Raw genomic sequence first — 12,920 nt, 5'->3', positions numbered from 1 at the left:
GAACGTGCGGCCGATCGAAACAACGTTTGGGCAACAGTACTCCCAATCGAAAATTTGCCAATGGCTCCGGTCACCCCTGCATCCGCAGGTTCTTGTAGACGGCTCTGATCAACATCGCCCCGAACATTTCCTATCCTGAACTCGTGTGGGGCACGTTGCCCTTCGTGGCCATCATGATCGTGGCCGTTATTCTGATCTGCGCCTTTCCCGATATTGCGATGTGGTTGCCGCCGACCTTGATGGGCTAGACGCGCCGGCCCGGGGGAAACGGCGACCGTCAGCTTTCAATTCTCCGGCACTCCGGCGATTTGCATGCCTTCATAGATGCGCTTGGCTCCCGCCCGATAGGTCGGATCGTCGCTCATTCTGCCGCGCGTGCGACGAAGGGTGAAAGCCGGATTGAGCGCAAGCCCGGCTCGTACCGCGGCCCGCGCTTCCTCCAGCGAACCGATCTGCGCAAGCGCTGCGGCAAGCTGGAAATGCGCAAGCGGATAATTCCGGTTGGCCTCAAGCGACCGCCGCAGCCATGCAACCGCCCCGGCATCGTCGCCGAGCGTTTGCCTGGCCATGCCGACATAATGCAGCCAGCGGAAGGCGAAGATATCGCGGGGAGACAACCGGAACGCTTCCTGGATATGGGCCTCGGTTTCCGCGCCACGGCCGAGAAAAATCTTCGCGAGACCGATGAGGCCGTGGGCGTCGGCGGAGTTTTGATCCAGCGCCAGCGACAGCTCGCATTCCCGAACGCCTTGCGCCGCTCGCTTCGTTACGTTGAGCACGGAGCCCAGCACGAGGTGTCCGCGGGCGTGCCGCGGAGACATGGAGAGAGCCTTGGTGACCGTTGCCTCGGCTGCCGCAAGGAGCGCGTCGCGGTCATCGACCATGAAATTCGCCCCGATCGAGGAATCCACGGCCGCGATAGCGACCAGCGACTCGACTTGTCCTGGATCGAGCTTCAGGGCGCGCTCGAAATACGCCTTTGCCTGAGCCATATGCTCGGGCGTCATTCCCTTGTTCCACCAGTTCATGCCCTGGAAGTACAAGTCCATGGCATCCGGGTTGTGCGAACGCTCCGCGCGCCGCGCCTCGGCCTCGATGAGCTGGGCATTCAGCGCATTGGCGAGCCTGGCGACGATTTCGTCCTGCATGTCGAAGAGATCGGCGACGGGTTTGTCGAAGCGCTCAGCCCAAAGATGATTGCCGGTTTCGGCGTCGATTAACTGCACATTGACCCGTAGCCGGTTGCCGCCACGCTGCACCGAACCTTCGAGAACATAGCGAACGTTCAGCTCTCTTCCGAGCCTCTCGGGGCCAACGCCTTTCCCCTTGAAGGTAAACGCGGTGTTGCGTGCAATCACGAACGAGCCGCTGATGCGCGAAAGATCCGTGGTCAGACTCTCTGTGACCCCATCGGCGAAATAGTCCTGCTCGGGATCGCCGCTGAGATTCGCGAACGGCAACACGACGATAGACAGACGACGCGCGGGTTGTGGTGAGATCTGGATCGTCTCGCCCGCAGCGGGCCCTTCCTCTCGCACCGTGCCGATAAAGCGGATGCCCTTGCGCGGTACGGTCTTGATCAGGCGTTGTTCGTCGCCGGAATCGCCAATGGCTGTGCGGGCCGCGTTGATTCGGGTGGTGAGCGATGACTCCGAGACGATCCGCCCGCCCCAGATTGCGCTGATCAGGTCGTCCTTGGTCGCCACCCGGTCGCGGTGCCGGATCAGATATTCGAGGAGGTCGAAGACCTGGGGTTGCAGCGGAATTGCCGATCCGTCACGGCGCAGCTCCCGCTGGCTGGTGTCGAGAGCGAAATCGTCAAAGAAGTACAGCAAATCAAGGCCTTCGATGGGGGCGGGCGAGGTCGATATTCAAGCGGCAGGCGAGCCCGAAATCAAGGACGCACCGTTCAATAATCAAGGAAACGATAAGGACAAATTAAGCCCGCGTTAAAGCGAGGCGCGGCGTCCCGTTCGATACTCCCGACCGCATCCAGCCACTCACACAAGGTGTTCGTGTCATGCGCAGGGAAGATAAGACACAGCGTCTCACGCGTGTGTTCTACGGGTTATTGCTTCACAAGATGTTTCAGTCGATCGCGGCATTCTCCGTGCCGTCGTTTGATCGCAGGGCTCCAACCGTGAGTGAGGCAGTATTTTCGATTGTCGCCCCCGAAAGTCCTTCTCGAAAGGTGATCCGGCAAAAAGGCCTGCTCTGGCGTCTCCTTCGAGCGCTGCACCATTCGCGACGGCTACAGGCAGAGCGCGCCCTTCAACGGTACCGTCACCTGATCGACAACAGGTGGCACCAGCTTCACGCTCAGTCAAATGCTGGAGGACATGGCAATGTCGCTCAGTGAAAAGTCGTCCGAACGCAAACTCCAGATTTCGGCACCGGGCGAGAATGCGTGGCTCGCAGCGATCGCCGTCTGCTTCGTCGTTTTGCACATCCTCGCAATCACGATCCTGGTCTCCGCTACACGAAGCGATGCCGGGGCAGTGCCCGAGCCGCCCGGACTGTTATCCGGGGACTGATCCCCAAGTCGTTATTCCAGGATCTTGCCGGCCGGGAAAGGTAGCTCATGGGCGACATCTCGTCGTTTTGCCTGCTCAGTATCGCCGTGTTTTGCGGCGCCTTCGTCTCGGGCCTCGCAGGCTTTGCCTTTTCGGCGGTGGCCGGCGCGATTCTCCTTCACGTTCTCCCGCCATTGGAGGCGGTCCCGCTGATGATGGCGTGCAGCATCACCGTACAAGCCACGAATCTTTGGGCGTTGAGAAAAAGCATCCGCTGGAAGCAGAGCTCGGTACTGGTCGTGGGCGGATTGCTTGGCGTTCCGATCGCCGTGTGGTTGCTGCAAGCTGCCGACGCGCGGATCTTCAGAGAGAGCTTTGGTCTCGCCATCGCCTGCTATGCGGCCTACATGTTGTTCCGGCCGGTGCTTTCTCATCGCCTGCAGATGAATGTGGGACGCAGTGCATTAATCGGCTTCGGCGGCGGCTTTGTCGGCGGGTTAACGGCCATGCCGGGCGCAGTCCCGACCATCTGGTGCGATATTCATGGGGTTCCCAAGACCGAGCAGCGCGGGCTGGTTCAGCCTTTCATTGCCGCCATGCAGATTTTCTCGCTCGTGCTGATGCTGTTGCAAAATGATTTGTCTTCGAAGGTCTTGGTTGAGTTTGTCACCAGTATTCCGGCGCTGCTCGCCGGCGCTGCGCTAGGGATTTTCGCTTTCCGCTGTGTCAATGAAGCGTCGTTCCGGCGGATCATTCTCACCATGTTGCTATTTTCTGGACTGCTGCTGGCCTTGTGACGCCGGTCAATGTCAGCCATTCTCCGGCACATATCGCCTTTCGACGTTACTGATTTGCCCGACGGGCAAATCAGTGATTGGCACGCCACGCCTGTCCAGTCCTTTTGGCGAAAATATTTCGCTTAAGCCGACGGGCAAATCACTTTTACAGCTTCGCCCGTCTCGCTTGAGAAGAGGGGCGTTGGCCATCGTCACGAACGTTGGGCGGGATGCGGTGGACGTTTTCGCGGCCGAAGGACGAACGGCGCGAAAGCGGACGGCGAAGTCGTGTGGTCTTGGCGCCCCGACGCTGGTGCTAAATCGGCGGAAGATATTTCGCCGATGACGGAGGCAACAAAGCCCGGTCTCCGGAGAGAGCACGAAGCAAACCGTTAAAACCATTGCGCAGGGAAGGCCGGGTATGCCGGCGGACCTGTGGTGACTAACTTGCGTGTTTTCTATTTCTATACGCAAGGCTAGTGCGGTGGATTTGACATTCGCATCAGTGTGGCCGCGAGTTCTTCATGCGAATGTCAAATCCGAAACCGCACTAGAAAATTAATATCTGCCGATGTCCCTTCGGTTCTGACATTCGCAAAAGCTATCGCTGCAATACGATACGAATGTCAGAACCAGGACATCGGCGGGTGCGACCGGCGCCCGGCTTTCCCTGCGCCCTCTATTTTTCGCGAGGGAGAAATATCGTTGCCAGCTCGGACGCGAACCGCGTCGCGAGATGACGCGGGCGTGTCTAGATCTCCGGTGCTGCGCCGACCGGCGGGCCGCCGGGTGGCCGATGCAGAAAGGTGATCGATACAAATGCGCCGAGCCATGAGCCGATTGCCGCAAACGCGACATAGACCCAGTTCTCCGTATAGGAGATCACGGCATAGGACGAGAGCAGATACCAGATGCTACTCCAGGTCGCCGCGGGCACGCGCTTTCGCGCCACCACAGCCGACGTGAACATGACATAGACCGCATCGGTCAAGGCAGTTGCAAGCAAGACGCCCCCGGCAGTCAGCGGATCGATCGCGGCCATTGCGGTTCCTTCCAGGTTAAGGCAGAGCAGTGAGGTTTAAGGAAGAGCAACGGACATGCAAAGCCCGAAACAAATCCTTAGCCGTCTTTGGGCTCTGGCCGGAGGAGAGCCTGCCGCGCTCGATGCCGTCACGCTGACAGGCGAGGAGCCGCAACTGCCATCGTCCTTTCGTGTCGCGGCTGCCGCCCAAACGAGCATTGCGGCGGCGGCGCTTGCGGCGGCGCAACTCTGGAAATTGCGGAGCGGGCAGGGACAGGACATCGCAGTCGATATGCGTCACGCCGTCGTCGAATGCCGCAGCGAGCGTTACTTGCGCCTCGACGATACGCCACCGCCGCCGGCCTGGGATGCGATCGCCGGCGTCTACAAGACGCGCGGCCAGCGCTTCGTTCGTCTGCATACCAATTTTCCGCATCATCGCGATGCCGTGTGCAGTGTCCTGAAGTGCAAGGCCGAACGCGACGAGGTCCAGGCGGCGTTGATGGCCTGGGACGCCGAAGCATTCGAGACTGCCGCCTATGAGGCCGGTGGCGTGGTCTCCATGATGCGGTCGTACGATGAATGGTCGGCGACACCGCAGGCCAGGGCACTGGCCGCCTTGCCGGTCATTACATTCGAGAAAATCGGAGAGGCCGCGCTAAAGCCATGGCCCGCCGGCGATCGCCCGCTTGCGGGTTTGCGCGTGCTCGATTTGTCGCGCGTGATCGCTGGCCCCGTCGCGGGGCGCACGCTCGCCGCCCACGGCGCCGACGTGATGCTGGTGTCTAGCCCCGAACTCCCGGCGATTCCGTGGCTCACCATCGACACCGGCCGCGGCAAACTCTCGACCTTTCTCGATCTCAAGCGCGAGGAGGGTCGTAACCAGATGAAAGCGCTGCTCGCAGAGGCCGATATCTTTTCGCAAGGTTATCGCCCGCAGGCGCTCGCCGATCTCGGCTTCTCGCCGGAAGAGGCGGCAGCGATCAATCCTGGCATCGTCTATGTCTCGCTGTCAGCTTACGGCCATGTCGGACCATGGTCGAGCCGCCGCGGTTTTGACTCGCTGGTGCAGACCTCGACGGGTTTCAATCATGCCGAGGGACAAGCGGCCGGCGTCGACGGGCCGAAAGAATTGCCGGCGCAAATTCTCGATCACGCCACCGGCTATCTGATGGCGTTCGGCGCCATGATGGCGAAGGCGCGCCAGTCGCAGGAGGGCGGCAGCTGGCACGTTCGCGTGTCGCTGGCGCAAACCGGACGATGGTTATGGGATCTGGGGCGTATCGCTGAAGGCCTCAAGACCGAGGATTTGAAAGGCGAAGCGGTTCCGCCCTTTGTGGAGCAGGTGCCGTCCGGCTTCGGATCGCTTCAGGCGATCCGCCACGCCGCGCAACTGTCGCGGACGCCGGCATTCTGGTCGCGGCCGGCGATGCCGCTTGGCAGTCACCCGCCGCGATGGCCGGCGCGGTGAGGCGCCGGCCATCGTGGTCACATCACGAAAAGCCGTAAAGCCGTGCCGGGTTGTCGACCAGGATCTTCTTCCGGGTCGCGGCATCGGGCGTCCATTCCGCGAGGAGGTTGAGGACGCGGCCGTCTTCGATCTGAAGCAACGGATTCAGGTCGGTCGGTTTCTTGCCCGGTGGCGTCACCGAATCCGGATGCGGCCAATCCGAGCCCCAGACCAGGCGATCCGGGTTGGCGGCGATCAGCGCCTTCGCAAACGGCACCGAGTCCGGATAGTCCGGTCCCTTGTTCGACAGCCGGTAAGCGCCAGAGATCTTCACGTAGACCTTACCGCTTTTCACGGCTTCGACGAGTTCGGCCCAGCCTGGCTGTTCGAGACCCTTGTCGGCATCCGCACCGCCGAAATGGTCGAACACGATCGGAACGGGCGACGACGCCAGCACATCCTTGATGTTCGTCAGCAGCGCCAGGTTGGTGTAGCACTGGACATGCCAGCCGCGCCCCTTCACGCGCTCGATCGCAGCCTCAAGGCGCTTGCGCCCGATCGAGGGATCGTTGACGCCGCTGGTCGCAAGGTTGACGCGGATGCCTTTGATGCCGGCCTTGCCCATCGCATCGAGATCGGCTTCCGACGTCTTGTCGTCGATCACGGCGACGCCGCGTGCGGTATCGCCGCGGAATTTGATGCCTTCGAGCGTGGCGCGGTTGTCGGTGCCGTAGACGCTCGGCGTCACGATCACGACGCGCTCGATGCCGAGCGACTTGTGCAGCGCCGCCATTTCTTCCGGCGAGGCCGGCTCAGGCGTGTACACGCGCCCGTCCCAGAACGGGTACTTTTCAGGCAAGTGAATGTGGGTATGGCAGTCGCAGGCGTGAGGCGGAATTTCGAAATTCACCTTTGTCGAAGGCTGCGCCGCCTTGGCGAACGCGCCCCGGTTTTGCATCGCGACGCCGGCGGCAACGGATGCAAGCAGAAGGTCTCGTCGATTGAGCATAAGTTCGTCTCCCTTATTGTTAGGCTTCTTGTAGAACTATTCGGCGGCGCTTGGGCTCGGCACGGCAGCAGGTGCGCCTGCTGCGCGTGCGGCAAAGAAGGTGACGACGGCCGCCATCAGCGAACATGCGGCGAGGAAATAGAGTCCGGCCTGGAAGCTTTGCGTGGAATCCTTGATCCATCCAACCACAAAGGGGCCGATATAACCGCCGAGATTGCCGATGGCATTGATCATGGCGATCGCGCCCGCTGCCGCGGTTCCTGTGAGAAAGAGCGAAGGCATCGGCCAGAAGGCCGCGCGCGAGCCGTAGATTCCGGCGGTGGCCATCGACATGCCGAGCAGCGCCCAGTAGGACGCGCCAGACCACGCCGCAAAAGCGAGGCCCGCCGCGCCGAGCGTCGAGGCCGTGATCAAGTGCCAGCGACGCTCCTTGTTGCGGTCGGACGACCAGCCCCAGGCGAGCAGGCCGATCGTGCCGACGATGTAGGGTCCGGACGAAACGAAGCCCGTCATCATATCGGAGAGACCCAGTCCCTTGACGATTTGCGGCATGAAGAAAACGATGCCGTAGTTTGCGGTGACGCTGCCGAGATAGATCACCGACAGCGCCAGGACACGCGGATCGCTCAAGGCCTTTGTCCACGTCATATGGCCGTCGCGTTCGATCGCGCGGGTTTCGTTGTCGAGCCGCGTTTGCAGCCAATTTCTCTCATCATCGGCAAGCCAGGCGGCGCGTGCCGGCCGATCCGTCATGATGCGCAGGATGAAAAGGCCGAGCACGACGGCCGGGATGGCCTCGATGATAAAAATCCACTGCCAGCCTCTGAGGCCGAGCACGCCGTCCATTCCGAGGATGGCGGCGGACCCGCTCGAAGCAATCGCGTTGGCGACCGGCTGCGCGATGAACAGCGTCGAGATGACCCGGCCACGGTACTGCGCCGGAAACCAGTAGGTGAGATAGAGGATCATGCCCGGAAAGAATCCGGCCTCCGCCGCTCCCAGCAAAAATCGGATGATCAGAAAGCTGGTTGGTCCCGTCACCAAAGCGGTGAGGCCGGAGATGATGCCCCAGGTGATCATGATCCGCGCGATCCAGATGCGTGCGCCGATTTTTTCGAGGATGAGATTGCTTGGGACTTCGAACAGGAAGTAGCCGAAGAAAAAGATTCCGGCGCCCCAGCCGTAAAGATAGGCGCTGAAACCGAGATCCTTGTTCATGGTGAGTGCCGCAACGGAAATGTTGCTGCGATCGATATAGGCGATGCAGTAGGCGACGGCGACCAGAGGCAACAGCCGCCAGGAAACTTTTGCGATGGTCCGGCGCTCGATCGTCTGCGTCGCTTCCGCGGTCGCCATGAAATTCCTCCCACTCTTACTCGGTCTTTTGACCGGGGACGTTCCTAACCCGTCGGTGTCGCGCTTGTGAAGGAGCTAATTGGATCTGGCGATAAACAGTCCGGCATCTTCTTCCAGCACAAGCCGGTCGCGCACCAGTTGCTGCGTGGCTTTCGCAATAGCCGCTGCCCGGTCGCCTTCGCCCGGATAACGCTCCGCCATCGACAGGCGCGGGTCGTTGTTTTTCAGCCGCTCTTCTTTCGTTGCCGCGAACGGAATCATGGTGCCATTGTTGTCGCACAGCTCGCCTTCGCCGAAGCCAGCTTTGCGCAAATTCCATCCGGTGTGGGTTGCGGCGGGCGCCTCCAGTGTCGGCAAGTGAACGCCGGCGATGTCGCGCCCGTCGGCGTCGGTCTTGGGAACGAACACCGGATAGGCCGCGCCCTTCGACGGCGGCATGTCCTCGGACTTGAGCAAGGTCGGTTGCGCGATCCGGCTCGGATAGCTGAAGCCAGGGATTTGCGGAAAGCCGACCTTGTCGGCCGAAGGCGGCACCAGCGTCTCATTGGCCCGGCTCGGATAACGGCTGTCCGGCGGCAACGTGCCCTTGTTGATCCACTCGCCCATGGCAATCAGCAACGCGCGCACCGGCGGGCCGGCGTTGAGCGGATTGGTCGGGTTGGCGCAAACCTTGACCATCTGCGATTTGTCCTGTGCGAGCGAATAGTGTTGCAGGTTCGACAGCAGGAACAGCCGGATGTTGTCAGGCATGGTGATGGGATCGCCCCTGGTATCCGTTGTCACGAGCGATGCACGCTGCTGGTAGAATTCAAGTTCGCTGTCGGTCTTGATGATCTTCGGACAGTTGCCTGCGGCAAGACAGCGGGCGAGAAAGCCGTCGCTCTTTCCGGTGACGTTGTCCGTCAGCACGGGGTAGGTGAACGGAAAGTCCGCGCCCGGGTAGAGCATGTCGGCATGCTCGTAAGGCGAGCGGCCGGGTTGGCTGAAGCGATAATTGGTGAAGGTCTTCTTGCCGCCCGAAATATGCGGCATCAGCCCTTCGAATACGGTGCGGCCGGCCTCGTCGGCATTGAAGCCGAGATAGAGATAGTCGTGCAGGTAACGGCCACTCTGAGAGAGGCCAAAGCCGATCGCGCGGTCAATGCGGCCAGCGACGGGATTGGCGGTGCCCGACGCGTCGGCGGCTTCGTTGCGAAGGAACGAGACGACGTCGCGCGTGGCCGCAAAGCCGAGGCCCATCACCTTCGGGTCTTTGGCGGTGTAGATGAATTCGTAGATCGCGCCGGCGTCAAAACCATCCGGCCGCTTGACCGAGATTTTGGTCGGGCTCTCGAAGGTGACCGCAAGGCCCGCGGGCATTGTACGCGTATCGGCCTCGCGCTCACGCACGCTTATTTTTACGTGGGACGGATCGAGGTCGGCCGCCGGATAACTCAGCGTGCCGCTCGCCGGATTATCGCTGTGGTCGAAGATGAAATCTTCCCGCGCGAGCCCCGTCACGCCGGCGACCGTCGGTGGCAAGAAGGTCATGCGGCCGCCACCCGGAACGATGTCGCCCTGCCAGCCGCTCCACACCACCGTGAAGCCGCGATTCATCAGGAAGCCGTTGCCGGCGTCGGTTGCCTTGACGAGATCGTTGGTCACCGCAGGGACGTCGTTGAACAGGGCAAAGCCGAGCTTGCTGCCGCGGTTGAGCACCTCGTAGAACAGCGTCCGGTTACCATTGGCCGCGACCGTCGGTCGCAGGATTTCCACGTCGGTCATTGCCTCGACCTGGCCTTGCGCGTTGCGGGGCGCACGCTCAATGTCGACGATGACCTTGTTGTGGATGTCGTCGGGCGTCACCGCGATGGTCGCGCGCGCCAGAATCCGGTCGTAAGTGCCGACCGCGCCGAAGGTCCGTCCTTCGAACGCAGGAGATTCAACCTTCAGAATCTCGAATTTGACGACTTTGGCGGCAGAGGGACTGAGGAAAATAATGGCCGCTGCGATCAGGACGATCGCACGCCGCAACTGTCCCATGGCACTTCTCTCCCGGTTTTCCGGCGTTATGCTCCGCCGACTTTGGGCGCCACACTATCGGGATAAATCTCGGCCGGGAAGGGGCCCAAGCTAGTGTGGCCGGACATCAGCCCTTTTGGGCTGCGAGCACCTTGCTGACCGCCGGCCGCTCGGCCATGTGATGGCGGTGCGCCTTGATCTTCGGAAAGCGGGCGATATCGACGCTATCGCCTTCCAGCCAGCCTGCGAGCGTGAACAGATAAGGGTCGCAGACCGTATAGCTGTCGCCCATCACCCACGGACCCTTCATCATCTTGCTTTCGATCAGGTCGAAGCTGGCTGCCATGGTTTCCGGCACCTTTTTCTTCATCGCATCGAGTGCCGCGGGATCGTCGGCCCAGCGGCTGCCGCGCGGGCGATGAGCATGATTGATGTGCACGGTCGAGCACAAATAGCTGTTGAAGGCCTGCACTTCGGCGAAGGCAAAGGGATCGTCGATCGGCGCCAGTTTTGCTTTCGGGAAGCTTTGGGCGATGAACGCCAGCATCGCCGGCGTCTCGGTCAGGATGCCTCGGTCGGTGACCAGCGTGGGGACCCGGCCCTTGGGATTAATGGCGAGATATTCCGGCGAGCGCTGCTCATTGGTTGCGAAGCTGATCTTGACGGTTGAATATTCGGCGCCGGCCTCTTCAAGCGCGATGTAAGAGGCCAGTGCGCAGGTGCCCGTCGCGTAGTAGAGCTTCATCATCGTGACCTCCCTTATGAAAAACGTCGGCGCTCGTCACCGTTTCTCCCGGACAAACGCGTTTCCGTTGACAAGACTGTTATCGCAGCGACACCGACAGGGAAAGCCTGCTATCGCATCTGACTATGCCGCAGGCGGGAAGCCTTAAGGCCACCGATCGGATTTGGGACGGTTCGAGGGAAGATGAATGCCAAAGCTGTTCGCCAGCCCTGAGGCCATCGCCGAGGACATCGTTCGCGATGTCGGGACCCATCTCGTGGTCGGCCTGCCGCTCGGCCTCGGCAAAGCCAACCACATCGTCAACGCGCTCTATGCGCGGGCGGTCGCCGACCGTTCGATCCATCTCACTTTCTTTTCAGCGCTGACGCTGGAGAAGCCCCGACCATCCAACCTGCTCGAGCGGCGCTTTATCTCTCCCGTCATCGACCGGCTGTTCGGGGGATATCCCGATCTCGCTTACGCCGATGCGCTGCGGGCCAACGAATTGCCGCCCAACGTCGAGGTGATCGAGTTCTTTTTCCTGGCCGGGAGGTGGTTGCACGTCCCGTTCGCGCAGCAACACTATATCTCGGCGAATTACACCCACGCGGCCTCCTATCTGCTGGCGCGTGGTCTCAACGTCGTGACGCAACTGGTGGCCAAGCGCGTGGTCGATGGCGTCGGCCGCTACAGCCTGAGCTGCAATACCGATACGACGCTCGATGTGCTCCGCGCGCGCGCCGAGGGCCGCGCGTCCTTCAAGCTGGTCGGGCAGGTCAATTCCGAACTGCCGTTCATGCCGGGCGCGGGTGATCTCTCGGGAGAAGAGTTCAGCGCGGTGCTGGAGAGCCCCGAAACGGATTTCCCGCTGTTTGCGCCGCCGTCCGAGCCCGTTACCGACACCAAATACGCGATCGGCCTTCACGCGGCAGGTCTTGTGCGCGACGGCGGCACCTTGCAGATCGGTATCGGTCAGGTCGGCGATGCGCTTGCGCAAGGCCTGATCCTGCGTCATCGCGATGGCGCACAATTCGAAACGACCATGAAGCGGCTCACGCCTGCTGGCGCGCCATTCGAAACCGCGCCTTTCAAAAAGGGCCTCTACGGCGTCAGCGAAATGCTGTTCGAAGCGTTCATCGGCTTGATCGATGCCGGCATCATCAAGCGCGAAGTCGACGGCGTTCTCCTGCACGGCGCGTTCTTCCTGGGGCCGAAATCCTTCTATCGCGCTTTGTGTGACATGACGGAGGAACAGATCGCGCGAATTCAGATGGTGCCGGTGTCCTTCACCAACGAACTCTATGGCGACGAGGATACCAAACGCCGCGCCCGCGTCGATGCGCGCTTCGTCAACAATGCGATGATGGCGACCTTGATGGGGGCCGTGATTTCCGATGGCCTTGAGAATGGCCAGGTGGTGAGCGGCGTCGGCGGACAATATAATTTTGTGGCGCAGGCCTTTGCGTTATCGGGTGCGCGCTCGATCCTGACGGTCGAGGCGGCGCGGCAAGCCGGCTCAAGGCCGCAATCCAATATTCGCTGGAGCTATGGTCACGAAACCATTCCGCGCCACCTGCGTGATATCATCGTTACCGAATACGGCGTTGCCGATCTTCGCGGAAAATCCGATGCCGAGGTGATCGCGGCGATGTTGCAGGTGACGGATTCGCGCTTTCAGGACGAACTTGCCCGTCAGGCAAAGGACGCCGGCAAACTGCCTGCGGGTTTTGAGATCGCCGGCGCTTACCGCGAAAACTATCCGGAGCGGATTGCGGAGGCGCTGCGGCCGGCGCGCCAGGCCGGATTGCTTCCGTCGTTTCCGTTCGGCAGCGATTTCACCGATGTCGAGCAGTGCCTGATCCCGGCCTTGCAATTCCTGCAGGAGGTGCAGCGCACGCCACAGCGTTTGCCCGCGCTGATATGGCAGGGATGGCGGCAACGGCTTCAGTCAGCCGAAGCTCAATGCCTGACGCGCCTGGGGCTGGACAAGCCGTCGACCTGGCAGGAGCGGCTCTATCGGGCGCTGGTGATTGCGGCCCTGGCGCAGACCCAAGGGACGTGACGAGGCGA

Annotated in this window: 10 protein-coding genes; 4 read left to right on the top strand and 6 right to left on the bottom strand. The window is 61.5% G+C overall.

Annotated elements, in window-relative coordinates; translation table 11 throughout:
- Window positions 1–284: 284 nt before the first annotated feature.
- Complete coding sequence (locus BUA38_RS01605; protein ID WP_072816297.1) at window positions 285–1,835, bottom strand: winged helix-turn-helix domain-containing tetratricopeptide repeat protein; 1,551 nt, start codon at window positions 1,833–1,835, stop codon at window positions 285–287.
- Window positions 1,836–2,345: 510 nt separating this feature from the next.
- Here BUA38_RS01605 and BUA38_RS01600 point away from each other — a divergent pair.
- Window positions 2,346–2,534 (top strand): hypothetical protein, encoded by a 189-nt coding sequence (locus BUA38_RS01600; protein WP_156898350.1) that lies wholly within the window; start codon window positions 2,346–2,348, stop codon window positions 2,532–2,534.
- Window positions 2,535–2,581: 47 nt separating this feature from the next.
- On the top strand, window positions 2,582–3,310 hold the full coding sequence (locus tag BUA38_RS01595; RefSeq protein WP_072816292.1) for a sulfite exporter TauE/SafE family protein: 729 nt from the start codon (window positions 2,582–2,584) through the stop codon (window positions 3,308–3,310).
- 730 nt (window positions 3,311–4,040) lie between these two features.
- On the opposite strand, the gene BUA38_RS01590 is transcribed toward BUA38_RS01595, so the two are convergent.
- The gene (locus BUA38_RS01590; RefSeq protein ID WP_072816289.1) at window positions 4,041–4,331 is read right to left on the bottom strand and encodes a hypothetical protein; all 291 of its coding nucleotides are present in this window, start codon (window positions 4,329–4,331) and stop codon (window positions 4,041–4,043) included.
- Window positions 4,332–4,386: 55 nt separating this feature from the next.
- Between BUA38_RS01590 and BUA38_RS01585 the strand changes: the two genes are divergently transcribed.
- Complete coding sequence (locus BUA38_RS01585; RefSeq protein WP_072816286.1) at window positions 4,387–5,781, top strand: CoA transferase; 1,395 nt, start codon at window positions 4,387–4,389, stop codon at window positions 5,779–5,781.
- Between the two features lie 22 nt (window positions 5,782–5,803).
- Here BUA38_RS01585 and BUA38_RS01580 read toward each other — a convergent pair whose 3' ends face one another.
- The 4 genes from BUA38_RS01580 to BUA38_RS01565 all read right to left on the bottom strand — a co-directional run bounded on the left by BUA38_RS01580 (window position 5,804) and on the right by BUA38_RS01565 (window position 10,874).
- Window positions 5,804–6,769, bottom strand: coding sequence for an amidohydrolase family protein (locus BUA38_RS01580; protein ID WP_072816284.1), 966 nt, complete (start codon window positions 6,767–6,769; stop codon window positions 5,804–5,806).
- 36 nt (window positions 6,770–6,805) lie between these two features.
- Window positions 6,806–8,125: an MFS transporter gene (locus tag BUA38_RS01575; protein WP_072816282.1), complete on the bottom strand. Its 1,320-nt coding sequence runs from the start codon at window positions 8,123–8,125 to the stop codon at window positions 6,806–6,808.
- 75 nt (window positions 8,126–8,200) lie between these two features.
- Window positions 8,201–10,147 (bottom strand): alpha/beta hydrolase domain-containing protein, encoded by a 1,947-nt coding sequence (locus BUA38_RS01570; protein ID WP_083587395.1) that lies wholly within the window; start codon window positions 10,145–10,147, stop codon window positions 8,201–8,203.
- A gap of 106 nt (window positions 10,148–10,253) precedes the next feature.
- Window positions 10,254–10,874 carry a glutathione S-transferase family protein gene (locus BUA38_RS01565; protein ID WP_072816280.1) on the bottom strand — a complete coding sequence of 207 codons (621 nt, stop codon included), beginning with the start codon at window positions 10,872–10,874 and terminating at the stop codon, window positions 10,254–10,256.
- A gap of 184 nt (window positions 10,875–11,058) precedes the next feature.
- On the opposite strand from BUA38_RS01565, the gene BUA38_RS01560 reads away from it, so the two are divergent.
- Window positions 11,059–12,912: an acetyl-CoA hydrolase/transferase C-terminal domain-containing protein gene (locus tag BUA38_RS01560; protein WP_072816278.1), complete on the top strand. Its 1,854-nt coding sequence runs from the start codon at window positions 11,059–11,061 to the stop codon at window positions 12,910–12,912.
- The last annotated feature ends 8 nt before the right edge of the window (window positions 12,913–12,920 follow it).

Source organism: Bradyrhizobium erythrophlei, from assembly GCF_900142985.1.
Taxonomy (GTDB): Bacteria; Pseudomonadota; Alphaproteobacteria; order Rhizobiales; family Xanthobacteraceae; genus Bradyrhizobium; species Bradyrhizobium erythrophlei_B.
Note: the sequence above shows the minus strand (reverse complement) of the source record. Positions and strands in the feature narration are given on the sequence as shown.

Excerpts from the sequence above, each read along its gene's own strand:
- BUA38_RS01600 (WP_156898350.1), top strand. The coding sequence starts at position 2,346 with ATGTCGCTCAGTGAAAAGTCGTCCGAACGCAAACTCCAGATTTCGGCA.
- BUA38_RS01595 (WP_072816292.1), top strand. The coding sequence starts at position 2,582 with ATGGGCGACATCTCGTCGTTTTGCCTGCTCAGTATCGCCGTGTTTTGC.
- BUA38_RS01590 (WP_072816289.1), bottom strand. The coding sequence starts at position 4,331 with ATGGCCGCGATCGATCCGCTGACTGCCGGGGGCGTCTTGCTTGCAACT.
- BUA38_RS01585 (WP_072816286.1), top strand. The coding sequence starts at position 4,387 with ATGCAAAGCCCGAAACAAATCCTTAGCCGTCTTTGGGCTCTGGCCGGA.
- BUA38_RS01580 (WP_072816284.1), bottom strand. The coding sequence starts at position 6,769 with ATGCTCAATCGACGAGACCTTCTGCTTGCATCCGTTGCCGCCGGCGTC.
- BUA38_RS01575 (WP_072816282.1), bottom strand. The coding sequence starts at position 8,125 with ATGGCGACCGCGGAAGCGACGCAGACGATCGAGCGCCGGACCATCGCA.
- BUA38_RS01570 (WP_083587395.1), bottom strand. The coding sequence starts at position 10,147 with ATGGGACAGTTGCGGCGTGCGATCGTCCTGATCGCAGCGGCCATTATT.
- BUA38_RS01565 (WP_072816280.1), bottom strand. The coding sequence starts at position 10,874 with ATGATGAAGCTCTACTACGCGACGGGCACCTGCGCACTGGCCTCTTAC.
- BUA38_RS01560 (WP_072816278.1), top strand. The coding sequence starts at position 11,059 with ATGCCAAAGCTGTTCGCCAGCCCTGAGGCCATCGCCGAGGACATCGTT.